19 protein-coding genes are annotated in these 25,299 nt (G+C 64.8%); 16 read left to right on the plus strand and 3 right to left on the minus strand.

The window, feature by feature from the left end; genetic code table 11:
- Nucleotides 1–65 precede the first annotated feature (65 nt).
- The 14 genes from AB3X96_RS32430 (at nucleotide 66) to AB3X96_RS32495 (ending at nucleotide 15,792) form a co-directional block, all read left to right on the plus strand.
- The gene (locus tag AB3X96_RS32430; protein ID WP_368592857.1) at nucleotides 66–752 is read left to right on the plus strand and encodes a GntR family transcriptional regulator; all 687 of its coding nucleotides are present in this window, start codon (nucleotides 66–68) and stop codon (nucleotides 750–752) included.
- 230 nt (nucleotides 753–982) lie between these two features.
- Complete coding sequence (locus tag AB3X96_RS32435; protein WP_368592858.1) at nucleotides 983–1,906, plus strand: alpha/beta fold hydrolase; 924 nt, start codon at nucleotides 983–985, stop codon at nucleotides 1,904–1,906.
- Nucleotides 1,899–2,867: a flavin reductase gene (locus AB3X96_RS32440; RefSeq protein WP_368592859.1), complete on the plus strand. Its 969-nt coding sequence runs from the start codon at nucleotides 1,899–1,901 to the stop codon at nucleotides 2,865–2,867. The genes AB3X96_RS32435 and AB3X96_RS32440 overlap by 8 nt, the downstream gene beginning before the upstream one ends.
- 124 nt (nucleotides 2,868–2,991) lie before the next feature.
- Nucleotides 2,992–4,023 carry an ABC transporter substrate-binding protein gene (locus AB3X96_RS32445; protein ID WP_176111868.1) on the plus strand — a complete coding sequence of 344 codons (1,032 nt, stop codon included), beginning with the start codon at nucleotides 2,992–2,994 and terminating at the stop codon, nucleotides 4,021–4,023.
- A 75-nt stretch (nucleotides 4,024–4,098) separates the two neighbouring features.
- Nucleotides 4,099–4,983, plus strand: a complete 885-nt coding sequence (locus tag AB3X96_RS32450; RefSeq protein WP_176111869.1) for an ABC transporter permease — start codon at nucleotides 4,099–4,101, stop codon at nucleotides 4,981–4,983.
- Between the two features lies 1 nt (nucleotide 4,984).
- Nucleotides 4,985–5,779, plus strand: coding sequence for an ABC transporter permease (locus AB3X96_RS32455; protein WP_176111870.1), 795 nt, complete (start codon nucleotides 4,985–4,987; stop codon nucleotides 5,777–5,779).
- A 28-nt stretch (nucleotides 5,780–5,807) separates the two neighbouring features.
- Entirely contained in the window at nucleotides 5,808–6,905 is a 1,098-nt protein-coding gene (locus tag AB3X96_RS32460; protein WP_368592860.1) for an ABC transporter ATP-binding protein, read from the plus strand.
- An 11-nt stretch (nucleotides 6,906–6,916) separates the two neighbouring features.
- Entirely contained in the window at nucleotides 6,917–7,624 is a 708-nt protein-coding gene (locus AB3X96_RS32465) for a GntR family transcriptional regulator (protein WP_368592861.1), read from the plus strand.
- Nucleotides 7,625–7,645: 21 nt separating this feature from the next.
- Nucleotides 7,646–9,121, plus strand: coding sequence for an NAD-dependent succinate-semialdehyde dehydrogenase (locus AB3X96_RS32470; RefSeq protein ID WP_368592862.1), 1,476 nt, complete (start codon nucleotides 7,646–7,648; stop codon nucleotides 9,119–9,121).
- Between the two features lie 94 nt (nucleotides 9,122–9,215).
- Nucleotides 9,216–10,136 (plus strand): LysR substrate-binding domain-containing protein, encoded by a 921-nt coding sequence (locus tag AB3X96_RS32475; protein ID WP_368592863.1) that lies wholly within the window; start codon nucleotides 9,216–9,218, stop codon nucleotides 10,134–10,136.
- Between the two features lie 187 nt (nucleotides 10,137–10,323).
- Nucleotides 10,324–11,619: a dicarboxylate/amino acid:cation symporter gene (locus AB3X96_RS32480; protein ID WP_368592864.1), complete on the plus strand. Its 1,296-nt coding sequence runs from the start codon at nucleotides 10,324–10,326 to the stop codon at nucleotides 11,617–11,619.
- Nucleotides 11,616–13,082: an aspartate/glutamate racemase family protein gene (locus AB3X96_RS32485; protein ID WP_368592865.1), complete on the plus strand. Its 1,467-nt coding sequence runs from the start codon at nucleotides 11,616–11,618 to the stop codon at nucleotides 13,080–13,082. Before AB3X96_RS32480 ends, AB3X96_RS32485 begins: the two co-directional genes overlap by 4 nt.
- Nucleotides 13,083–13,177: 95 nt before the next feature.
- Nucleotides 13,178–14,596: an aspartate ammonia-lyase gene (gene aspA / locus AB3X96_RS32490; RefSeq protein WP_368592866.1), complete on the plus strand. Its 1,419-nt coding sequence runs from the start codon at nucleotides 13,178–13,180 to the stop codon at nucleotides 14,594–14,596.
- Between the two features lie 74 nt (nucleotides 14,597–14,670).
- Complete coding sequence (locus AB3X96_RS32495; RefSeq protein WP_368592867.1) at nucleotides 14,671–15,792, plus strand: asparaginase; 1,122 nt, start codon at nucleotides 14,671–14,673, stop codon at nucleotides 15,790–15,792.
- A gap of 43 nt (nucleotides 15,793–15,835) precedes the next feature.
- Here AB3X96_RS32495 and AB3X96_RS32500 read toward each other — a convergent pair whose 3' ends face one another.
- Nucleotides 15,836–18,442, minus strand: a complete 2,607-nt coding sequence (locus AB3X96_RS32500) for a PAS domain-containing protein (RefSeq protein ID WP_368592868.1) — start codon at nucleotides 18,440–18,442, stop codon at nucleotides 15,836–15,838.
- A 290-nt stretch (nucleotides 18,443–18,732) separates the two neighbouring features.
- Here AB3X96_RS32500 and AB3X96_RS32505 point away from each other — a divergent pair, with 290 nt between their 5' ends.
- On the plus strand, nucleotides 18,733–18,909 hold the full coding sequence (locus AB3X96_RS32505; RefSeq protein WP_368592869.1) for a hypothetical protein: 177 nt from the start codon (nucleotides 18,733–18,735) through the stop codon (nucleotides 18,907–18,909).
- A 36-nt stretch (nucleotides 18,910–18,945) separates the two neighbouring features.
- Here the strand turns inward: AB3X96_RS32505 and AB3X96_RS32510 are convergent, their stop codons facing one another.
- Nucleotides 18,946–21,174, minus strand: a complete 2,229-nt coding sequence (locus AB3X96_RS32510; RefSeq protein WP_368592870.1) for a SulP family inorganic anion transporter — start codon at nucleotides 21,172–21,174, stop codon at nucleotides 18,946–18,948.
- A gap of 248 nt (nucleotides 21,175–21,422) precedes the next feature.
- Between AB3X96_RS32510 and AB3X96_RS32515 the strand changes: the two genes are divergently transcribed.
- Entirely contained in the window at nucleotides 21,423–24,716 is a 3,294-nt protein-coding gene (locus tag AB3X96_RS32515) for an adenylate/guanylate cyclase domain-containing protein (protein WP_368592871.1), read from the plus strand.
- A gap of 20 nt (nucleotides 24,717–24,736) precedes the next feature.
- Here AB3X96_RS32515 and AB3X96_RS32520 read toward each other — a convergent pair whose 3' ends face one another.
- A complete protein-coding gene (locus tag AB3X96_RS32520; RefSeq protein ID WP_368592872.1) occupies nucleotides 24,737–25,093 on the minus strand; it encodes a hypothetical protein in 357 nt (118 codons plus the stop codon).
- Nucleotides 25,094–25,299: the final 206 nt, after the last annotated feature.

A 25,299-nucleotide genomic window follows, 5' to 3' on the forward strand; every position in this document is an offset into this window, starting at 1 on the left:
CATAATATGGCATTCCACGCCCGCGCCCTCGGTGCGGGCCCTCGTCCATCGTCCCACTGCCGCCTATGCACGACCTCAAAATCGACCGCAATGTCAAAACCTTGCGTGAACTCACGCTCGACAAACTGCGCGCCGCGATAGTCCAGGGGTATTTCCGGCCGGGCACCCGCCTCGTCGAACGCACGCTGTGCGACGAGCTTGGCGTGAGCCGCACCGTCGTGCGCGAGGTGCTGCGGCATCTGGAGACCGAAGGCTTGGTCGAGATCGTCGCGCGGCAAGGTCCGATCGTCGCGCGGCTCGACCCCGCGCAGGTCAGCGAGATCTACGAGTTGCGCGGGCTGCTCGAAGCGAACGCCGCGCGGGCCTGCGCCGAGGGCGCCACGCCTGAAGTCGTGCGGCAACTGCGCGAGATCCGCGCAATCATCGAAGACGCGTTCGAGAAACGCGATCTGCCGCGCGTGCTCGAATACACCGAGCGCTTCTACGAAACGCTGTTCGAAGCCGCCAACAAACAGGTGTCGCTGGCGCTCGTCACGTCGCTGAATGCGCGCATCAACCGCCTGCGCGCGTTGACCATCGCGACTCCCGGCCGAGGCGGCGACTCGAACCGCGAAATGAACCTGCTGCTCGACGCGATCGAGCGGCGCGACGGTGACGCGGCGTCCGCAGCGTCGTTCGCGCATATCAAGCGGGTGTCGGAACTGGCTTTGACGGTTCTTGCGGAGCAGAACGAAGCGACCGGCGACGCCTAAGCCCGTCCGTAGTCGCCCCCTATCAAGGCCGCCGGCATCTGCCGGCGGCCTTTTCTTATGTCTGTTTGATCAAACCGTGCCAGCGTATTTCATCGCAATATCATGGTATTCCATAATACGTCATGCATTGTTGTCGGCCATAAGATGGCATACCATAATCTCATCGATATCGATCTGCGGCTCGAAGCCTGAAAGGAGAACCCCATGATGTGCGAAGTGGAGCGTGTCCGATGAATCCCGATATGTCGCCGACGCGCGTGATCTCGCATGGTCAGCGTGGCCGAACCGCGGACACCTGCTACAGCGTGTACGCCCGGCAATCGGACGCCGCCGCCGAAACCGTCGTGCTGATCCACGGCGTAGGCATGAATCAGAGCGTGTGGGCGCCGCAGATCGATGCGTTATCCGAATCGTTTCGCGTCGTTGTCTACGACATGCTGGGGCACGGCGACAGCGTGCTGCCGAGCGCGGAGCCCTCGCTCGACGAATATGCGGCGCAGCTCGCGTCGCTGCTCGACGCGCTGCGGATCGAGCGCGCGCACGTGGTGGGGCATTCGATGGGCGCGCTGGTCGCGCTGGAATTCGCGCTGACCCACCCCGAGCGCACGCTCAGCGTAGCCGCGTTGAACGCGGTGTACGACCGCACACCGGCACAGCGCGAGGCGGTGATGACGCGCGCGGCCACGCTCGGCGATGCGCGTGCCGACACCGGGGTGGACGGAACCCTGTCGCGCTGGTTCGGCGATCCCATTCCGGGACACCTGACCCAGGCCGCGCGGGCGGTGCGAGCGCTGCTGCTTGCTGTCGATCCGGTGGGCTACGCGCGCACCTACCGTCTGTTCGCCTGCTCGGACGACGCGCATGTCGGGCGTCTCGCGAGTCTCGCGGTTCCCGCGCTATTTCTGACGGGCGAGGGCGATCCGAATTCGAGCGCGCAGATGTCGCGGGCGATGGCCGCGGCGGCACCACAAGGCCGCGCCGAAGTGATCGCGAACGCGCGCCACATGATGAACGTCACCGACCCGGAGCGCGTGAACGCAAGCCTGCTCGCGTTCCTCGTCGAAGCATCGGCGTTGCGAAGGAAGAACCCCGCGACGACCGCAGCAACTACCGCAGCAACTACCGCAGTACCAACCGGAGAACGCCATGGCTGAGTCGATCAACGCCCCGCGCGCGCAACCCGCTTTCGATATCGTCGATTTTCGACGCGCGCTCGGCGCATTCGTGACGGGCGTGACCGTCGTCACGACCGTCCAGGCGGACGGCTCGCCGCGCGGCTTCACGGCGAACTCGTTCACGTCGGTGTCGCTCGATCCGCCGCTGATTCTCGTGTGCATCGCGAAGACCGCGGCGAGCTACGCGGTGTTCTCGGACACGCACCGCTTCGCGGTGAGCGTGCTCGCCGAAGACCAGAAGCATGTGTCCGGCGTGTTCGCTTCGAAGGCCGCGGACAAGTTCGCGCAAGTGCCGTGGAGCACGCGCAAAACGGGCGCGCCGGTGATGGATGGCTCGGCCGCGAGCTTCGACTGCACGACGCATCAAGTGGTCGATGCGGGCGATCACATCATCCTGATCGGTCGCGTGGTGGACTTCGTGCAAACGAGTTCGTCGCCGCTAGGCTACTGCCGCGGCGCATACGTGAACTTCAGCCTGTCGCAGGACGCGCTGACCGCGGCCGGTGGGCGCGCGAAAGTCGGCGCGATCCTCGAGCACCGCGACGGGCTGGTGCTCGTCGACACCGGCAAAGGCTTGGGGCTGCCAACCGGCATCAAGCTCGACCCGGCCAGCGACCCCGCGAGCCTGCACGGCGTGCTCGCCAAGCTCGGCCTGCATGTGCATCTCGACTTCCTGTTCGCAGTGTTCGAGGACGGCAGCGGCAAGGAGCCCGGCGTGCATATCTATTATCGCGGCCGCGTGATTCCCAACGGCTCGCCGTGGCTCGACAGCAGCGTGCGCATCGTGCCGCTGACGCAGATTCCGTGGGACGACGTGAGCGACGCCGCCGTGCGCTCGATGCTCGAACGCTATGAGCGCGAACGCAGGCAGGACGCGTTCGGCATTTATGTCGGCGATAGCGAAGCCGGCACCGTGCAGCCGCTCGGCCTCGCGCATTGACAGCGCGGCACCGCTGCAACCCACAACTCACAACTCACAACTCACAACTCACAACGACGAAGCCGGCGCGTTTTCTCGCCGCCGGACCGACGAAGCAACACCCAACCGTATCCCGGAGACAGACATGAGCAGCAGAAGCATTCCGTTTATCGCGCCGTTGTTCGTTGCTTGCGCGACGGCGCTCGCGGCAGCGCCCGCACTCGCCGCAGACCCGATCGTCTTCACCAGCTGGGGCGGCACCACGCAGTCGTCGCAACAGAAGAATTGGGCGCAGCCGTTCACGCAGGCGAGCGGCATCACCGTGTTGATGGATGGCCCGACCGACTACGGCAAGCTGAAGGCGATGGTCGACAGCGGCAACGTAAGCTGGGACGTCGTCGATGTGGAAGGCGACTTCGCGTACGCCGCGCAAAAGGCCGGCCTGATCGAGCCGATCGACTACTCGGTCGTGAAGAAGGACGAACTGGACCCGCGCTTTGCGACCCCGGACGCGGTGGGCAGCTTCTATTACTCGTTCGTGCTCGGCTACAACAAGTCGAAATACACGGGCGCGCAGCCGCAGACGTGGGCAGATCTGTTCGACACGAAGAAATTCCCCGGCAAGCGCACGTTCTACAAGTGGTCGGCGCCGGGCGTGCTGGAAATCGCGCTGCTCGCCGATGGCGTGCCGCCGAACAAGCTCTATCCGCTCGACCTCGACCGCGCGTTCAAGAAGCTCGACACGATCAAGAGCGACATCGTCTGGTGGAGCGGCGGCGCGCAGTCGCAGCAACTGCTCGCGTCGGGTGAAGCGCCGATCGGCATGTTCTGGAATGGGCGCTTGCACGCGCTCGCGCAGACCGGTGTGCCGGTGGCCATTTCGTGGAACCAGAACCTGACCGCCGCCGACATGCTGGTGATTCCGAAGGGCGCCAAGCATCGCGCGGAAGCGATGAAGTATCTGGCGGCCGCGACGAGCCCGCAGGCGCAGGCGAAATTCGCCGCCGAGACGGGTTACGCGCCGATCAACGTGAAGTCGGCCGCGCTGATGCCGGCCGCGATGGCGAAGACGCTGCCCGACCAGTACAAGGACTCGCAGATCAATCTCGACATGAAGTACTGGGCCGACAACCGCGACGCGATTGCGAAGCGCTGGTACGCGTGGCAATCGAAATAAGCCGCACGGACCGACGTTAGAGCCGAGCGCCGCGCAATGAACCGGCGTGCACAGAGACACCGAGCAGGAGACATCATGCCCAACGTAATGAGTACCGTCGCGCATCCACCCGCGACGGCCGCGCGCAAGCGGCGCGACTGGCGCAGCATCTGGCTGCTGACGCCGGCCATGCTGCTGCTGCTGATCTTCTTCCTGCTGCCGGTGCTGTCGCTGCTATTGCGCAGCGTGCTCGAGCCGACCCCGGGACTGGAGAACTATCAGCAACTGGTCGGTTCGACCACATATCTGCGCGTCTTCGGCAATACCTTTCTCGTCGCAACGGTCGTGACCGTCGTCACGGTGCTGGTGGGCTTTCCGATGGCATGGCTGCTCGCGATCGCGCCGCGCAAGCTCAGCTCCGTGCTATTCGCGATCCTGCTGCTGTCGATGTGGACCAACCTGCTCGCACGGACTTTCGCGTGGATGGTGCTGTTGCAGGGTACGGGTCCGATCAACCGCGCGCTGATGGCGATCGGCCTGATTCACGAGCCGCTCGCGCTCGTGAACAACCTCACCGGCGTGACGATCGGCATGACGTACATCATGCTGCCGTTCCTCGTGATGCCGCTGCACGCGACGCTGCGCGGCATCGATCCGTCGACGCTGCGTGCCGCCGCGGTCTGCGGCGCGAGCCGCTGGCAGGCGTTCTGGCGCATCCTCGTGCCGCTCGCGATGCCGGGCGTGGCCTCCGGCGCGCTGATGGTGTTCGTGATGGCGCTCGGCTACTTCGTCACGCCCGCGCTGCTTGGCGGTCCGTCTTACATGATGCTCGCCGAACTCATCGCGCAGCTCGTGCAGGAACTGCTGAACTGGGGCCTCGCCGGTGCTGCCGCTTTCGTACTGCTGAGCGTGACGCTCGTGCTCTATGCGTTGCAATTGCGCTTCACCGGCAGTGCGCGCGCCATTCAGGGAGGACGCTGACATGTTGCTCGATTTCGATCGTCTCGGCGGGCTTCGCTGGGCACTGGTGGCCATAGGCGCGGCCGTCGCACTGTTTCTGCTGCTGCCGATCCTGTTCATCGTCGCGCTGTCGTTCGGCGATTCGCAGTGGCTGATCTTTCCGCCGCCGGGGTGGACGCTGGAGTGGTATCGGCAGCTTTTCACGGACGCGGGCTGGATCGACTCGCTGCTGACGAGCGCGAAGCTGGCCGTGATCGTGATGGCGCTTTCGGTGCTGCTCGGTTTTCTTGCGTCGCTTGCGCTGGTGCGCGGCAAGTTCCGCGGCCGCGAAGCGGTGAAAGGCTTCTTCCTGACACCGATGGTGCTGCCCGTCGTCGTTCTGGCCGTCGCGCTGTACGCGTTCTTTCTGCGCATCGGCCTGAACGGCACGATGACCGGCTTCGTGCTCGGCCATCTGATCATCGCGCTGCCGTTCTCGATCATCTCCATCAGCAACTCGCTGGTGAGCTTCGATACGGCGCTCGAAGACGCGGCGCTGATCTGCGGCGCGTCGCCGCTCACCGTGAAGCTGCGCGTGACCCTTCCCGCGATCCGGCTCGGCCTGTTCGCCGCCGCGATCTTCGCGTTTCTCGCGTCGTGGGATGAAGTCGTGGTGTCGATCTTCATGTCGAGCCCGACATTGCAAACGCTGCCCGTGCGTATCTGGTCGACGCTGCGGCAGGACCTGACGCCCGTCGTCGCGGCGGCGTCTTCACTGCTGGTCGCATTGACGACCGTATTGATGCTGGCGGGCGCCGTGCTGCGCCGCGCGCGCTAATCGACGTAATCAGCGAGGTAAACAAGCCATGACTGCATTCCTGCAAATCCAGCGTCTGCGCAAGACCTACGACGACGTCGTCGCCATCGACCAGGTTTCCCTCGATGTGCGCAAGGGCGAATTCATGACGTTTCTCGGACCGTCCGGTTCGGGCAAGAGCACGACGCTGTATATCGTCGCGGGCTTCCAGGAGCCCACCGACGGCCGCGTGCTGCTCGACGGCAAGCCGTTGCTGGCGGTCGCGCCGAACAAGCGCAACATCGGCATGGTGTTTCAGCGCTATACGCTGTTCCCGCATCTGACGGTAGGCGAGAACGTGGCGTTTCCGCTGCGCGTGCGCCGCCGCCCCGAAGCCGAAATCAAGGCCAAGGTCGACAAGATGCTCAAGCTCGTGCATCTGTCCGAATGCCGCGACCGGATGCCCGCGCAGCTGTCGGGCGGGCAGCAGCAACGCGTGGCGATCGCACGCGCGCTGGCCTACGATCCGCCCGTGCTGCTGATGGACGAGCCGCTGTCCGCGCTCGACAAGAAGCTGCGCGAGGAAATCCAGCTCGAATTGCGCCGCATCCATCAGGAAACCGGCGTGACGATCCTCTACGTCACGCACGACCAGGAAGAAGCGCTGCGCCTGTCCGACCGCATCGCGGTGTTCAACAAAGGCCGCATCGAGCAGGTGGGCACCGGCGAGGAACTGTATGCGAATCCGGCGTCGCGCTTCGTCGCGAGCTTCATCGGCAATTCGAATTTCTTGCCCGTGAAGGTCACGAAGAATAGCGACGGCCGCATGAACGGCGTGTTTCCGAACGGTCACGAGATCGCGTCGGACGCCTTCAGTCCCGCGCTCAGCGCGGGCGACGACGGCACCTTGATGATCCGCCCCGAGCAGATGCGCATCAGCGCGCTGCAAGCCGCAAGCGGGGGGAACGGCACGAGCGGCCTGCCCGTGACGGTGCGCGATATCACGTATCTCGGCGACGCGATGCACTACGCGGTGGCGACCCCGTGGCAGCAGGAAATCTCGATTCGGATGCCGGCTGCGCATCGCCACGACAGCGGCATCGCGATCGGTACCCAGGCGCTCGTCGACTGGGACGCACGCGATGTGCGCCTGTTCGCGCAAGCATGACGGCGACTGCCATGAGCGGCGCACTGCCATCGCTGAAGGTTCAACGCCCTACGACCACCTTGCGCGAACTCGCGCTCGAGAAGATGCGCACGGCGATCCTGGAGGCCCATTTCCATCCCGGCGAGCGGCTCGTCGAGCGCTCGCTGTGCGAGATTCTCGGCGTGAGCCGCACCGTGGTGCGCGAGGTGTTGCGGCATCTGGAAACGGAAGGGCTCGTCGACTCGATACCGAACCAGGGGCCGATCGTCGCCGTGCTCGACTTCGATACGGCGGCGGAGATCTACGAAATACGCGCGCTGCTCGAAGGCGAGGCGGCGATGGCCTGCGCGCGGCATGCGGACGAGCAGACGGTTGCCGATCTCGCCGGCCTGATCGGCCAGATTCAGACAGCGTTCGAAGCGCAGGATCATCAGGCCGTCAGGGCGCTCACTACGGCCTTCTACGAACGCATGTTCATCGCGGGAAAAAAGCATGTGGCCTGGGAAATCGTGCAGTCGTTGACCGCGCGCATCAACCGTCTGCGAGCGCTGACGATCGCTTCCGACGACCGCGGCCGCCAGGCCGTCGACGAGATGCATCGCATTCTCTCGGCCATCGCGGCTCGCGACAGCGCCGCCGCGCGCGAGGCCGCGATCGCGCATGTGCACCGGGTGGCCGAAATCGCCCGCAAGCTGCTGGCGGAAGGGCACGAACAGGCGGTGTGGCGTCAGGCGGGCTAGCATCAACCGCATTTTTGTGTAATGAAGGAAAGCAACGTGGAATTGAAGACCCTGTTGAAGGACGCGGCGCTTCTGCGCCATCAGGCTTATATCGACGGGCAATGGTGCCCCGCCGACTCGGGCGCGAGTTTCGAGGTATTGGACCCGGCAACCGGGGCAACGCTCGGCAGCGTTCCGTTGATGGGCGAGGCCGAAACGACGCGGGCAATCGATGCGGCCAACGCCGCATGGCCAGCGTGGCGAGCCCGCACGGCCAAGGAGCGCGCGGTCGTGATGCGCCGCTGGTACGAGCTGATGATCGAGAACGCCGACGACCTCGCGCTGATCCTGACCGCGGAACAGGGCAAGCCGCTCGCCGAAGCGAAAGGCGAAATCGCTTATGGCGCATCGTTCCTCGAGTGGTTCGCCGAGGAAGGCAAACGGGTGGCCGGCGACACGCTCGCGACGCCGGCATCGGACAAGCGGCTCGTCGTGCTCAAGGAGCCGATCGGCGTGTGCGCCGCCATCACGCCTTGGAATTTTCCGAACGCGATGATTACCCGCAAGGTGGGCCCGGCGCTTGCGGCGGGCTGCCCGATCGTCGTGAAGCCCGCCGAAGCCACGCCGTTCTCCGCGCTCGCGCTCGCGGTTCTGGCCGAGCGGGCCGGCGTGCCCAAGGGCGTGCTCAACATCGTGACCGGCGATCCGAAGGCGATTGGCGGCGCGATGACGAGCAGCCCAGTGGTTCGCAAGCTGTCGTTCACCGGATCGACCGGCGTAGGCAGATTGCTGATGGCGCAAAGCGCGCCCACGGTGAAGAAGGTCACGCTCGAACTAGGCGGCAATGCACCATTCATCGTGTTCGACGATGCCGATCTCGACGCCGCGGTGGAAGGCGCGATTGCATCGAAGTACCGCAACAACGGGCAAACCTGCGTGTGCACGAATCGTTTCTACGTCCATGAGCGGGTGTACGACGCGTTCGCGTCGAAGCTGGCTGCGGCAGTCGAAGCCCTGAAGGTTGGGCACGGCATGGAAGGCGGCGTCACGCTGGGTCCGCTGATCAACGACGCGGCGCTCAGCAAGGTCGAAGCGCACATCGCCGACGCGCTCGGCAAAGGGGCGACGCTTGCCACCGGCGGCAAGCGCCACGCGCTCGGCCACGGCTTTTTCGAGCCCACGGTGCTGACCAACGTCACCGCGCAGATGGCCGTGGCGAAAGACGAGACCTTCGGCCCGCTCGCGCCGCTGTTCCGTTTCTCTAGCGACGAAGAAGTGGTGAGACTCGCCAACGACACCGAGTTCGGACTGGCCGCCTACTTCTATAGCCGCGATATCGGCCGCATCTGGCGCGTGGCCGAACAGCTCGAATACGGCATGGTGGGCATCAATACCGGCCTGATCTCCAATGAGGTCGCGCCGTTCGGCGGCGTGAAGCAGTCGGGTCTCGGCAGGGAAGGCTCGCACTACGGAATCGACGATTACCTCGTGATCAAGTACCTGTGCATGGCGGTTTGACCTCGATCCGATAGTCGGCGTGCGGCACGGCCAAGCGTAGAATTGCGGGCGCGGCGGCGAGCCGATTCGTCGCCCGACCGGAGACCGATGGCTGATGGAAATCAAGTGGATCGAAGACTTCATCGCGCTCGCCCGCTATCAGAGCTTTTCCCGCGCGGCGGAGTTTCGCAACGTCACGCAGTCGGGATTCAGCAGACGGATTCAGCAGCTCGAACAATGGGTCGGCGCCGATCTCGTCGATCGCAGCGGCTTTCCGCCGACCTTGACTCCGGCAGGCCAACTGTTTCGTGACGCCGCCGAGGACATCCTCGACAAGCTGTTCGACACGCGAGCGATCATTCGCACCGAACAGCGCATTGCCGGCACGAGCCTGCAGATCGCGGCGGGCCACACGATCGCGCTCAACTTCCTGCCCGCGTGGTTGCGCACGCTGTCGAAGCATGTCGGCGAAGTGCGCGCGCGCGTGATTCCGGCGAACGTGCACGATTCGATACTGATGCTGGTCAACGGCAACTGCGAGCTGATGTTCGCTTATCACCATCCGCAGCTGCCGTTGCATCTCGATCCGACCCAGTACGAATGCGTGACCGTGGGCGTCGACACTTTCATGCCGGTATGCAGGCCCAATCAGCGGCTTGCGCACGTGTACCGTCTGCCCGGCGTGATCGAGCATCCGATGCCGTTCATCGCCTACACGGAGACCAGCTACTTCGGGCGCTGCTTCGCGTTGCTGATGGAGCAGAGCAAAGCGTCGCCCGCGTTGCATCTTCACTATGAGTCCGACATGGCCGAGGTCGTGAAGAAGCTGGTGCTGGAGGGCGAGGGCGTCGCGTGGCTGCCCAAGAGTTCGATCGCCGCCGAACTCGACAGCGGCCAACTCGTCGCCGCCGGCCGCTCCGAATGGCAACTCCAACTGGAGTTGCGCGTGTACCGTGACCTGACGAATCGCAGCGAACTTCTCGATACGCTGTGGCGGCATCTTCTGGCTTCGTCGGGGCCCGCCGAGCAGCGCTGATAGGGTTATCCCGCGTTATGCGAAACTTGCATAGCCGTATGCAACACTAGCATTCAAGGCGGTTCTGCCGTCTCTAGAATTCCGTCCAGACACAAAAAGCGGTACATCGACATGCGATGTGCCGGCCATTCCCGAGCGCGCGCCGGTCGATGCCGATCGTTCGTGCGCCATCCCTGGACGGAGACACATGAAGAATCGGCTTACCCTCTACATCCTCGCCGGCATGCTGCTCGGCGTGGCCGTCGGTTATGTCTGCCATCGCACCGCGGCCGATGCCGCGCACGCGAAGGAGATCGCCGGCTACTTTTCGATCATCACCGATATCTTCCTGCGGCTCGTGAAGATGATCATCGCGCCGCTCGTGTTCGCCACCCTCGTGTCGGGTCTCGCCGGCATGGAAGGCACCAGCGACGTGCGCCGCATCGGGCTGCGCTCGATCGCGTGGTTCCTGTGCGCGTCGCTGTTCTCGCTCGCGCTCGGCCTCGTGCTCGCGAATCTGCTGCAACCGGGCGCGGGTTTGCACATGGCCCAGACGAGCGCTGACGTGGCCACGGGCCTGAACACGTCCAGCCTCAACTTCAAGGACTTCGTCACCCACGCGTTCCCCACCAGCATCATCGATGCGATGGCGCGCAACGATATCCTGCAGATCCTCGTCTTCTCCGTGCTGTTCGGCATCGTGCTCAGCATGATCAAGTCGGACCCGCGCGTCGCGCCGCTGATCGCGGGCGTCGAAGGGCTCGTGCCCACCATGCTGAAGCTGACCGATTACGTGATGCGTCTCGCGCCTCTCGGTGTGTTCGGCGCGCTGGCCTCGGCGATCACGGTGCATGGTCTCGACGTGCTGACCACGTACGGCAAGCTCGTCGCCAGCTTCTATACGGGGCTCGCGCTGCTTTGGACCGCGCTGATCCTCGCCGGCTACGCTTTTCTCGGCAAGCCGATCTGGGCGTTGCTCAAAGCGATCCGCGAACCCGCGATGCTGGCGTTCTCCACCGCGAGCAGCGAGGCGGCGTATCCGCGCCTGACGGAGAAGCTGGAGGAATTCGGCGTCGATAAGAAAGTGGTCGGCTTCACGTTGCCGCTCGGCTATGCGTTCAATCTCGACGGCTCGATGATGTATCAGGCGTTCGCCGCGATCTTCATCGCGCAGGCGTTCGGCATCGACATGCCGATCAGCACGCAGATCGTGATGCTGCTGGTGCTGATGGTGAGCAGCAAGGGGATGGCGGGTGTCGCGCGCGGCTCGGTGGTGGTCGTCGCGGCGGTGGCGCCGATGTTCCATCTGCCGCCATCGGGCGTCGTGCTGGTGCTCGCGATCGACCAGATTCTCGACATGGGGCGCACCGCGACCAACGTAATCGGCAACAGCATCGCGACGGCAGCCATCGCGAAGTGGGAAGGCAAGCGCGTGGCGCGCCAGGAGCGCCGCACGGCGATCGCCACGGCTTCGTTCGGCCAGTTCGAAGGCGAGACGAAATGAGCGGCATGGATGCAACCGCTGCCACGAGCGCGCGCAAGTTCGGGGTGGTGGGCGGGCTCGGCCCGCTCGCGAGTGCCGACGTGTTCTTCAAACTGATCAAATCGACGCCGGCCACGCGCGACGCCGAGCACTTCGATGCGATCTTCGAGCAGCAGCCGTTTCGCAGCGCCGATGCCGACAGCGAGACGCTGACGCAGCGCAAGCTGTACATCTTCGATCTGATCAGCAGCTTCGAGAAGCGCGGCGTGACGACGGTCGTGCTGCCGTGCTTCCTGAGCCATACGTTCATCGACGAACTGAAAGCCAATTCGCCGCTGCAGATCGTCGATATGGTCGATGCGGTGCGCAGCCACGTGCGCAGAAGATTTCCCGCGGTGCGCCGCGTGGGCGTGCTCGCATCGGCCTATACGCGGCGCAAGCGTCTGTTCGAGAAGTACTTTGCGGCGCCCGAATTCGAAGTGATCCACCCGCGCATCAGCGACGGCACTGATTTCGTCACCGAAGCCGTCTATGGCGAGGATGGCGTGAAGAGCGGCAATCTGCGTGGCCGTCCGGTCGAATTGCTGCGCGCGGCTTGCGACGATTTGATCGCGCAGGGCGCCAATGTCATTGTGCCGGGGCTCACCGAGATCGCGCTGATCGCGGATGAACTGGGTGCGTTGCGCGTGCCGCTCGTCGATTCGAACCTGGCTTACGCGCAATACGTCGTGTCCGGTCAGTACCACACGCCCGAGACGATCTTCAAGGTCGGCGTGGTGGGCGGCGTGGGTCCGGCGGCCACCGTCGATTTCATTCACAAGATCGTGCGTGCGACGCCCGCGCAGCGCGATCAGGACCACATCAAGCTGCTCGTCGAGCAGAACCCGCAGATCCCGGATCGCACGGAGAACCTCATTGGCGATGGACCCGATCCGACCATCTCGCTGTACGCGACCTGCAAGAAACTCGAAACGGGCGGCGCGGATCTGATCGCGATCCCGTGCAATACCGCGCATGCCTTCGTCGAGCGGATCCAGCCTTATCTCGGCGTGCCGATCGTCAATATGTTGACGGTGACCGTGCGTTATCTGCGCGAGTCGTTTCCCGCGCTGCGCTCGGTCGGCGTGCTCGCGACCTCCGGCACGCTCGCGAGCGGCGTCTACCAGAAGGCGCTCGAATCGCAGGGCTTGCGGCAGGTCGTGCCGGGACCCGCGCTGCAGGCGCGCGTGATGGACGCGATCTACGGCAAGGAAGGCGTGAAGGCCGGATTCACCTCGGGGCAGTGCCAGCAAGACCTCGCCGCGGCGATCGACGGACTGATCGCCGCGGGCGTCGAAGTGATCGTTCTCGGCTGCACGGAACTGCCGCTGCTGCTGCGCGAGCCATATGTGATCGGCGCGAACGGCGCGCGCGTGAACGTCGTCGATCCGACCGATGTGCTCGCGAAGCAGTGCGTAGCCTGCGCGACCGCGCCGCCTCGATAACCCAACCGCATCAACCATTCAACGCGACGGACCTGCACACGACGTGTGCCGGATGACCCCGCTCGCGTGTCGTTTTCAGAACCTGAGAGGAACTCATGCTTGCACCGACCGAACGTATCGAACACGACCTTCTCGGCGATCTCGCCGTGCCCGCGACCGCGTACTACGGCGTACACACGCTGCGCGCGCTGCAGAACTTTCCGATCACCGGTCTTCCGATCTCCGTGTATCCGAACCTCGTCAATGCACTGGCGAGCGTGAAAGAAGCCGCCGCGCTCGCGAATCACGATCTCGGCCTGTTGAGCGCAGTGAAGATGCAGGCCATCGTGCATGCATGCAGGCAAGTGCGCTCAGGCACCGCGCACGAGCATTTCGTCGTCGATGTGATTCAGGGCGGCGCGGGCACGTCGACCAACATGAACGCGAATGAGGTGATCGCCAATCTCGCGCTCGAACATCTCGGGCGACAGCGCGGCGAATACGCGATTCTTCATCCGAACGAGGATGTGAATCTCGGCCAGAGCACCAACGACGTTTATCCGACCGCGCTGAAGATCGCCACGTACGCGGGAATCATGCAACTCGTCGACGCGATGGGCGTGTTGCGCGCATCGTTCGAACGCAAGGCGGTGGAATTCGGCAACGACTTGAAGATGGGCCGCACGCAGCTTCAGGACGCGGTGCCGATGACGCTCGGCCAGGAGTTCAGCACCTTCGCGGTGATGCTCGGCGAAGATGAAGAGCGGCTGAAGGAGGCCGCCCAACTGATCTGCGAGATCAACCTCGGCGCGACCGCGATCGGCACCGGCATCAACACGCATCCGGAATACGCACAGCTTGCCTGCAGGCACCTGAGTGAAATAACCGGTATTGCGTTGACCACGTCACCGAACCTGGTCGAAGCGACGCAGGATGTCGGCTCGTTCGTGCAGCTTTCCGGCGTACTGAAGCGCGTCGCCGTCAAACTGTCGAAGACCTGCAACGATCTTCGCCTGCTTTCGAGCGGTCCGCGCGCGGGCCTCGGCGAAATCAACCTGCCGCCGGTGCAGGCGGGTTCGAGCATCATGCCGGGCAAGGTGAATCCGGTGATTCCCGAGGTCGTCAACCAGATCGCGTTCGAAGTCATCGGCAACGATGTGACGGTGAGCTTCGCCGCCGAAGCGGGTCAGCTCCAGCTCAACGCGTTCGAACCGATCATCGCGCACAGCCTGTTCAAGAGCGTCGCGCATCTGCGCGCGGGGTGCCTCACGCTCGCGTCGAAATGCGTCGACGGCATCACCGCGAATCGCGAACGGCTGCGCGCGATCGTCGAGAACTCGATCGGCATCGTGACCGCGCTGAACCCGTACATCGGCTATACGCACTCGACCGAAGTCGCGAAGGAAGCGCTGGCGTCGGGCAAGAGCGTGGCGCAGATCGTGATCGACAAAGGGCTGCTGAGCCAGGCGCAGCTCGACCAGATCCTTCAACCGGCCATGCTGACGCAACCGAGAAAAATGTCCCCGGCGGAATGAGCGACGAAGGTTTTCCCAGTGACAGGTCGCGTGTATACGCACGCGACTCTTTTAAACGATGGTGGAGACGAAACATGAGCATCAACACGATCAATCGAAAAGCAATGCGGCTGTGCGGTTCGGCGGCACTGCTGATTGTGGCACTTGCCGCGGGTACCGGCGCGCAGGCGGCCGACGCGTCATCGCAGCAGGCAAGCGCCGTCACTGCAAAGCCGCGCGTTCTGCTGCTGGCCACCGGCGGCACGATCTCGGGCACCGCCGATCCGCGCTCGGCAATCGGCTACAACTCGGGCAACGTGAAGGGGCAGGAGCTGGTGCGCGGCGTGCCGGGCATCGAGAAGCTCGCGAGCATCAACGCGGAGCAGATCTCGAACGTCGGTTCGCAGGACATGAACGACAAGATCTGGTTGCAGCTTGCGCGGCGAATCGACGAGGCTTTCGAGCGCAACGAGGCCGACGCCGTCGTGATTACGCACGGCACCGATACGATCGAGGAAACCGCGTTCTTCCTGAACAACGTGCTGCACTCCGACAAGCCGGTGGTACTGGTCGGCTCGATGCGCCCGGGCGGTTCCACCAGCGCCGACGGCCCCAACAATCTGTACGAAGCCGTCGAAGTGGCGGCGAGCCCGCAGTCGCGTGGCCGGGGCGTGATGGTCGTGATGAACGATCAGATTCACGCGCCGCGCTGGATCACCAAGACCAATACCACGGCGGTACAGGCGTTCGCGTCGCCGAACGCGGGCGCGATCGGTTATGTCGATCCGGCCAGTGTGCGCTTCGTGATGCCGGCGGTGCAATCGGCGCGCACCGCGCTGAGCCTGCCCGCGAACGGGCAATTGCCGCGGGTCGATATCGTCTACGCGCATAGCAACATGGATGGCCGCCAGATCGAGCATGCTATCGCCGATGGCGCGAAGGGCATCGTCGTAGCTGGCGAAGGCGATGGTGACATGTCGAAGGAAGCCCTCGCGGCGCTCGACCGCGCGGCCGCAAAAGGCATCGTGGTGGTTCGTTCGACGCGCCTCGTGTCGGGATTCGTGAACCGGAACGTCGAGGTGGACGACGACAAGCGCGGCTTCGTCGCATCGCTCGATCTGAATCCGCAGAAGGCGCGCTTGCTGACGCAGTTGCTGGTGGCCAACGGCGTGACCGACCCGCTCAAGGTACAGCAGGCGTTCAGCGGAACGTGGTGATGGGTTGGGGGCGACGCGGCATCGCAAGCGACGGATAGCCGCTCTAGCGCCCCTCCATCAGCGAGGAAAGCAGCTTCAGCAGGCTGTCGATATTGACGGGTTTGACGAAGTGATAGTCGAAGCCCGCCGATTGTGCGCGCAGCCTGTCCTCCGTCTGACCGTATCCGGTGATCGCGATCAGCAACGGCTTCGCATCGCCTTTGCGGCGAAGCTGCCTCGCCAGTGCGTACCCGTCGATATCCGGCAAGCCGATATCGAGCAGCGCCACGTCCGGCACGAATGACGGTGCGGCTTCCAGCGCCTCGGCCGACGAATACGCGACACGGGCAGCATGCCCTTCGGATTCGCACAGCATCGCGAGTGAATCGGCGGCGTCGCGATTGTCATCGACGACCAGCACGCGCAACGCGGTTCGCGCGTGCCCCGGCGCGGGCTCCGACAGCGCGACCGCCGAATGGCGTTCATGGTGGTGCAAACGCGGCAGTCGGACCGTCACCGTCGTGCCGAGATTGGGGCCTTCGCTGTGCACGGCGATCGTGCCGTTGTGCATTTCGACGAGCTTCTTGACGAGCGACAGTCCGATGCCGAGGCCGCCATCCGAGCGATCGAGCGTGCGTTCGCCTTGCGAAAAGAGCTCGAACACCTTCGGCAGAAGCTCGGCCGAAATGCCCGTGCCGGTATCTTGCGTGACGATGGAAACCCATTCGCCGTCGGCCGCTACGTTCACCGTGATATGCCCGTTCTCCGGCGTGTACTTGCTCGCGTTGTTCAGGATATTGACGAAGATCTGCGAAATCCGCGTGATGTCGCCGCATACCCACGTGGTCGGATCGCAAACACTGACGTGCAACTGCTGATGACGAGCTTCGGCCATCGCCGCGATCGCCTCGACAGCGTGATAGACGGCTGTGCCGACCAGAACGGGCTCGAGTTGCAGCACGATGCGGCCTTGGGTGATGCGCGACACTTCGAGCAGATCGTCGACGATTCGCGTCATGTGCTCGACCTGCCGGCGCATCAGGTTGATCAGCTCGTGGGGGCGTGAGCCCGTGTCGGGCTGCTTGTCGAGCAATGCGATGGCAGTGCGTAGTGGCGCGAGCGGATTGCGCAGTTCGTGCGCGAGCATCGCGAGAAACTCGTCCTTGCGGCGATCGGTTTCGCGCAGCATCAGTTCGAGCTGCTTGCGCTGGGTGATGTCGATCACGCTGGCGATGATGCGCAACGGCTTGCCGTCCGCGCCTCGCTGAAGCAGCGCGCTGCCGTGCATCCATTGTTCGCCGTACGCGTTCTGCAAGCGGAATTCGAAGTTCGCGACCGGGTCGTGGCCTTCGGCCAGTCGGCAGACATATTGTTCGAGCATCGCGCGGTCGTCGGGGTGCACGTTGCGCAGCGCCTCGTCATAGCTGAGCACATGGTCTATCCGCGGTGCGTGGCCCTCTTCGAACGACAGCGTGCGCGAGGGCAGGTCGAAGCAGACGATGTTCAGCCGCGCCGCCTGCATCGCGACGGACAGACGCAGGTTGCGCGCTTCGATCGCCAATTGCGCTTCATACTGAGGCGTCACATCGGTCGTTGTGCCGAACCACTCCTGGAGTTTGCCGTGGCTGTCGAACAGGGGCGCCGCCTGGGCGTGCATCATCCTGTACTGGCCGTCGTGACGCCGCATGCGGAACATGATCGATCCGGGCGCGCGTCGCTGCAGCACATCGACCCACCCCTGCCTTGCCGCCTCGCGGTCGTCCGGGTGAACGTAGTCGAGCCATCCCCAGTCCGCCAGACGGACCACGCCGTCGCCCGTGAAGCGGCTCCAGTCCTCGCCTGCGGGCCGGATGTCGCCGTTCGGCTCGGCCGACCATACGAGTGCGCCCGTCGATTCCACGAGCACCCGATAACGCCGCTCGCTGAGACTGAGTTGCTCTTCGGCTGCCCGCTCCTTGCTGATGTCGAAGGTCACGCCGTACACATGCGCGAGCGTACCGTGCTCGTATTCCGCGTGGCCGCGCATGCGCAACCAGCGTGGTGAAGGCGATCCACCGTTCAGCACGAAGTCGAATTCGAAGGGACCGCCGTGTTGCAGAGCGTCATCGACCTTCCGCTGGAATAGCGCCCGATACTCGGGTTCGACACGGTTCTCCAGATCGGATAGCGCAAGCGCATCGGTGCCGGGTGGAAACCCGTACAGATCCGCGAGTTGCGAGGTCATTCGCACGACGCGGCGCTTCATGTCCCATTCCCACGCACCCATGCGAGCGCCGTGGAAGGCAGCCTTCAGGCGTCGCTCGCTCGCTTCGTACATGGCCCACGCGTGACGGGCTTCGTGGATATCTGTCGCGACGCCCACCGTGTCGCCGATGCGGCCATTCGCGTCGCGCTCGGCTTGAAGATGCAACACGTGCCAGCGATACTCGCCGTCCGCGCGCAGCAGACGCACTTCGACATTGCCGAGCAGCGTGCCGTCCCGCATCTGCCGCACTGCGTCGAGCACATGATCGATGTCGTCGGGATGAACGAAGGTCTTCCAGTGCATCCCGACCAGTTCAAGGGCGGGAATGCCGAGATACCGTGATGTCCACGGGTTGGCGTAGCGGACGACGCCGTCGCGATCGGCACGCCAAACGAATGAAGGAAGGAAGTGAGCAGGATCGTTCATCAGCGTCCTTGCATCGGTTTCCTCTGCGCACATGGCGCCGAGGATGATCCAGCGCTGCGCACATGGTGTGCCTGCTTACATTAGCTAGCCCGAACTGCCAGACACGATGTTTGTACCATGCGAATGTTGATGCGGTAAAGGCGAGCCAGACAGCCGGAGATATAGACGGATGCCGCGATGGCATTGGACTTGCTCAATTACGCATATCAAGCCGGCGGTTTCGCCGCAACGGACGCGTGCCTCAGAACGCATCCGTGACGGGACCACCGGCCGTCCAGAAGGAGACAACGATGAATCGCCCCGAAAACACCAAGCCGCAGGAAGGTCAGCCGCGCGATGCGGATGGGATGAGCGAAACCTACGTGCCGTCATACCGTTTGTTGTTGAAAGAGCCGACCGTACTGCTTGCTGGCAACCCGATCGACCGCACGGATGTAGCGACCGCAGCGATCCTGGGCTACAACTGACGACCGCGCGCGATGCGCCAGTCCTGCATATATAAGTTACAAAGCCGCGCGTAGCGCCTCGTCGGCAACGGCAAGGCGCAACGCAATCGTCTTCACGAGAAACCGGTGCAACTGTTGCGCGGTTGCCGGGTCCTGCTGTTCGAGTTCGAGCAGCCGGGAGATCGACAGTCGGTACACGCGCGTCGGTGCCTCGGCAATCACGTCCGCGCTGCGCTGCTGCTGCGTGTACACCGCCATTTCCCCCACTACCGTGCCCGGGCCGAACGAGCGCAGACGCGCCGAGCGGCCATCGGCGAGCGGCAGCGAGATCGCGACACGTCCTTGCTCGACGAAATACAGCGCATCGCCCGGCTCGCGATGACGAAACAGTGCCTGGCCTGAAAGCAGATCACGCAACTCCAGACACGCGACCAAGCCGTTCAACGCACTGGCTGTGAAATGCGGCTCGAGCATCGCACGCAGATCGCCGCCATGCGCGAACGCGAGCGAGTTCGACGCTAGCAGTTTTTCTTCGATCCACTCGAGACCCGCATCGAGCGAATCGAATTGATGGATCTTCAGACTGAGCGTGCCGGTCTTCTCGAGCAGATCGCGCGAGCGCGGCGGCAGCGCGGTCAACACGAGGTCCGCGTTCTTTGCCGCGCAGAGTTGCCTGATCTTGACGAAGCTGATGGATACCGAAGCATCCATGCCATGTGTCGCCGCAAAGTCCAGCACGACGAAACGGACTTGCACGGGACTGTTTGCGTTGAAGCGTTCCCGCAGGCGCTGCAGAATCGAATTGGCCGTGCCGAAAAAGAGGAAGCCTTGCAGGCACATTCCGCATACCTGGGAGCCGATGGCACGCAGCGCCTGGGTGTCTTCGATGCTGCGCTCCACATTCGAGGACCGCGCGCGCAGGTCGAACTCCATGCGTATGCAGCCGACCCGGCCGTAGAGCAGCGTGAACATCACACATGCCGCAACGACGCCCACGACTACGCCGACGATCACGCCATAAGCCGCGATCGTGCCGAGAATCACGGGCACGAGCAGATACTCATACCAGTTGAGCCTCGTCCAGACGCCCGCGAGCCAATGCACGAGCAGACGCAGCCCCATGAACAGTTGAAGGCCGACCAGCACCGGCACCGGAAACAGCGCCACGATGTCGGGCGAGGTGGCGAGCACGACCACGCACGCAAGCGACGCGAACACGCCCGCCACCCGGCTCGTCGCGCCCACCCGCGCATTGAGCATCGAGCGATTGAACGACTGGTAGCCGACCATGCCGCCCAGCAGTCCGCTCGCGAGATTGGCGAGGCCGGCGGCGCGCATCTCGCGATTGAGGTCGACGTCCTCTCCGGTGGCTGTGCCGATCGCGGTCGAATTCATCAGGATGGTCACGGCCGACACCGACGTCACCACCAGGCTTTCGGGAAGATGCGCGCCGACCGCCGACCAGTCGATGGCGCCCTGTCCGAGCCTCGCGGCCAGGTGCAGCTCCGGCAGCCCGGCAAGGTGCAGCTTGACGCGCGGCAGCAGCAGACCCATGCCGCGCGCGTCGTCGATCGAAATTCCGGCAACCTGTAGCAGAACGTAGAAAAGCACGACACCGAAGGCCAGCGTGAGCGGCAACGCGGCAATGTGCTGCCACGTACGCATCAGCACCGTGGCGAGCACGCCGACGACGAGCGCCGGAAGCCATGTGATCCAGTGAAGGTGCGCGAGCAACGCGAGCGTGTGCCACTCCAGCGGCTGGCCCGTCAGCACGCGGAACGCCCCGGCGAGCAGCAGGTAGCCCGTGCCGGCGAGAAACCCGCCGAGCACCGGATAGGGCAGGAACTGCAACGAGCGGCTGCGCCTGGACGAGCCGATCGCATAGAGCGCGATGCCCGTCATCACCGAACAAAGCGCGATTGCGATCAGCACCGTGAGGATCTGCGTCTGCGGTGAGCCGCCGTCCGCGCGCACGCTGCTGGCCACACCCGCCGCCACGCCCGCGAGAAAGGCCGCCGCGTTGCTGTCGGGGCCGCCAATGTTGATGCGCATCGAACTCGTCAAGGCGATCACCAGCGCCGTGACGACACAGCTCACGAGCGCGGTGGGTACGCCCAGCATCGCGTAGCGCGCAAGATCGGCGCTAAAGATCATCGTGCCGAGGCTCATCGCATAGCACAGCATGACGAGCGTCGAAACGGCGCCCGCCGCCACGTCGCCTGGCAGGCCCGCCAAACGCGAGCGCAGCGCGACGTCGGAGACGGAAACGGTCTTGCCCGGCTTCACGTGGATTCCCGGTCGAATGCGAGGGCGCCGCGAGGCGCGCCAGCCAGTATCCTGCGCGGCTCGAACGGCTGTCAAACGCGATGCAGCGTGCTGATCGGACACCTACACTGGTTATTCATCGGCCTCGTAGCTGGCGGCTCCACGCGAATGCACTGCGCCTCAGGGCCGTTCACGCCGGCGGCCGTCACGCGCGTTATTCGTCTGAGTTTTTGCCCGCGGGACCACGCATCGGAGGCAGGGCGACGAACATGGATATCGAGAAATGGCTGCGGGGCCTCGGGCTCGAGCAGTACGCCCCCGCGTTTGCGGCGAACGACATCGACCTGTCGCTGCTCGGGCAGCTGACCGACGCGGACTTGAAAGAGCTTGGCGTACAGTCGCTCGGCCACCGTAAGCGCATTCTGGCCGCGGCGACGGCATCGCTACCGACAGCGGCGCCGCTATCGCCTCAGCCGGCCGACGACCACGAAGTGCCCGCGGACGAGCGCAGGCAGGTCACGATTCTGTTCGCCGATCTGTGCGGGTACACGATGCTGTCGCGCTCGCTCGATCCCGAAGACCTGCGCGCGCTGATCGGACGCTATACGGCGCTGGTCGACGGGATCGTGCTCGCCTATGGCGGCACGATCGACAAGCACATCGGCGACGCGGTGATGGCGCTGTTCGGCGCGCCTCGTTCGCACGAGACGGACACGCTGCGCGCCGCGCGTGCCGCACTCGACATTCACGACGGCGTGGCGCGACTGGCCACCCAGACCGGGCGGGCGTTGCAGGCGCACATCGGCATTGCGAGCGGCGAGGTCATCGCGGGCGCGCTGGGCCGCGCCGACGCGCAGGACTACACCGTGCATGGCGATCCGGTAAACCTCGCCGCTCGGCTCGTGGCTGCCGCGCCAGCGGGCGAAACCTGGCTATCCGACGACGCGGCGCGCACGCTCGGCGATGTCGCCAGTTGCGAGGCAATCGGCGAGCGGCGCTTCAAGGGCATCGACACGCCGGTGCGGCCATGGCGCCTCGTCGCGCTCGGCAGCGAGCCGGTCAGGACGAGCCACAGCCATTTCGTCGGACGCGAAGCCGAGCTCGAACAGTTTCACGGCATCCTGCATGCGTGCATGGCAAAGCGCGCGGGGCACGTCGTTCATGTGCGAGGCGAAGCCGGGATCGGCAAGACGCGGCTCGTCGACGAGATGCGCCGCCATGCGCAGGCCCAGGGCTTCACGCTGCATCGAAGCCTCGTGCTCGATTTCGGCGTCGGCAAGGGCCAGGACCCGGTGCGAACCATCATCGGCAGCCTGCTCGGCTTGCCGGCCGGTGCATCGAGTGAGGCACGGCAGGCCGCCGCCGCGCAGGTCGCGGCCGACGGCATCGTCAAGGCCGAGCAGATCGTATTTCTGCACGACTTCCTCGACCTCCCGCAGAGCGCCGAATGGCAAACCATCTACGAGGCCATGGACCACGGCGCGCGCAAGCGCGGCAAGCAGGCGCTCGCCGCGAGGTTGACCGAGGACGCTTGCGCGCACGCGGCGACGCTCATCGTCGTCGAAGACCTGCATTGGGCCGATGCCGAAGTCATCGGCTACCTGTCGGCGTTCGCGTCGGGCATTGCCAACGGTACGGGCCTGCTGGTGACGACTTCGCGCGTGGAAGGCGATCCGATCGATGCAGGCTGGCGCGCACGTTGCCGCGACACGCCGTTCGCCACGATCGATCTCGGACCGCTGCGCAAGGACGAGGCGCTGAGCCTGGCGGGCAATTTCATCGATGCGACGCAGCGTGTCGCGCTCGCCTGCATCGAGCGCGCGGGCGGCAATCCGCTGTTTCTCGAACAACTGCTGCGCAACGCGGAAGAAGGCAGCGGCAGCAACGTGCCCGCGTCGATCCGCAGTCTGGTGCTCGCGCGGATGGACCGGCTCGCGCCTCGCGACCGCCTGGCATTCCAGGCGGCCGCCGTGATCGGCCAGCGCTTCGACCTGGCGCTGCTGCGAGAACTGATCGACGATCCTGGCTATGTCTGCGCCGGACTGCTCGTCAATGCACTGGTGCTGCCGGAAGGCGAGGACTTCCTGTTCGCGCACGCGTTGATCCAGGAGAGCGCCTACTCGACCTTGTTGCGCGCGCGCCGCCGTGAACTTCATCTGCGCGCGGCCGAATGGTTCGCACAGAGCGATGCCACGTTGCACGCCCAGCATCTCGATCGCGCCGAAGACCCGCATGCGCCGCACGCCTACCTGGGCGCGGCGGTGGCTGAGCGTGCCGCTCATCGTTTCGAAGCCGCGCTGCGGCTGGCCGAGCGGGGCATCGAGATCGCGCGGTCGGACGCGGACCGCCATGCACTGAGCTGCTGCAAGGGCGAACTTCAGCGCGACCTGGGCGACATTGCGGGATCGATCGCGACGTACCGCACCGCACTCGCCCTCGCCACCGACGACACCGCCCGATGCGACTGCCAGCTCGGGCTCGCGGAAGGTCTGCGGGTCAGCGAGGGTCTCGACGAAGCACTCGGTCTGCTGGCGCAAGCGCAACGGATCGCGGAGCGGGACAACCGGCTGGCCGAGCTGGCAAGCCTCCATTATTTGCGCGGCAACATCCTGTTTCCGCTCGGCAAGATCGACGCCTGCTGCGCCGAACACGAGCGCGGTCTCGCCTATGCGCGCCGTCTCGATCTGCCCGAGGCGGAGGCTCGCGCGCTCGGCGGCCTGGCGGATGCGGCGTATGCGCAGGGACGCATGCGGACCGCGTTCCATCATTTCAGCGAATGCGTGGCGATGAGCCGGGAGCACGGCTTCGGCCGCATCGAGGTTGCCAACCTGTCGATGCAGGGCTTCAGCCGCATCTATCTGAACGACGCGGGTCCCGCGCGCGAGGACGCCATCGCCGCCGCCCGCACCGCCGAGCTGATCGGGCAGCCTCGCGCGCAATTGCTGGGTGAGACGCTGGGGGTGTTCGCGTGCCAGGAATTGGGCGACGTGCAGGCGGCCAGCAAGCATCTGGCGCAGGAACTGCGCGTGATCCGGCAACTGGGTGCGCGCCGCTTCCAGGCGCAGAACCTGGAGATGCAGGGACGCCTGTTACTGGACCAGGGATGCCGCAGTGAAGCGGTGATGGCGCTGCGCGAAGCACTCGCCATCTCACGCGAGGTGGGCAGTCAGTTTTCCGGGCCAAAGACCTTGAGCGCGCTGAGCCGCGCGGTTGACGACAAAGACGAGCGGACGCGGCTACTGGCTGAAGGCGAGGCGCTGCTGCGCCTTGGCGCGGTCGGCCACAATCACCTGTGGTTTTACCGCGACGCCATCGAAGCGATGCTGGGGGCGGGCGATCCTGCCGGCATGCTGCACTACGTGGACGCACTCGAGGCCTATACGCAGCGCGAACCGTTGCCGTGGTCCGAGCTTTTCGCGGCGCGTGGCCGTGCGCTTGCGCTCGCGCTTCAGGCGCCGCTCACCGACACCACGCGACATGAACTGCTGCGGCTGCTCGAGGCGCTACAGCAGGCCGGCTTTCGCAACTACGTGAGCGCGGTCGAAACGGCCCTTGTGGCTTGAAACAGGCGCGGAGCAGATCGTCAGCGTGGCGCGGAGTCGTCGCGGGGCGGGTCCTTGTGGACCACCTCCATGTCGATGGTGCGGCCGTCGTCGTCGGGTGTGTCCGTGTGAACGACCTCCATGTCGACGGTGCGGCCGTCGTCGCCATACGCGGCCGCCTGCCGGCGCAACTTGCGCATCTTCCACCACAGATAGCCGACCACGACCGTGCCGACCGCGAACAGCACGGCGAACAGCACGATCGACAGCGTCGCGGCCACCACGAACAGGATCGCGCTCAGGGCGACGGTCAGCAACCGACCGAACCAGCCTGAGCCACCGATCCGGATCCCTTTCTCATATGTCACCCGCCGCGGCGGCGGTCTGTCGTTTTGCATCGTTCATCTCCCGGCCGCCGTCCGGCGGCTGATGCGGGTAAGTCCTAATCCGTCGTCATTATGCGGGATGTGAACCGCGAGCGTCGCCCGCGCGGGGCGGCTCGGCGTATAGTCGACTGATGCCGTTAAAGAAGGCCGCGCGTTTGCTCGTTTAACTTCGGTAGTAAGTTGCCGCTCGCCAAGAGTGACCGAGCGGCGTGGTTTTC

Origin of the sequence: Paraburkholderia sp. BR13439 (assembly GCF_040948805.1) — a bacterium.
Taxonomy (GTDB): domain Bacteria; phylum Pseudomonadota; class Gammaproteobacteria; order Burkholderiales; family Burkholderiaceae; genus Paraburkholderia; species Paraburkholderia youngii.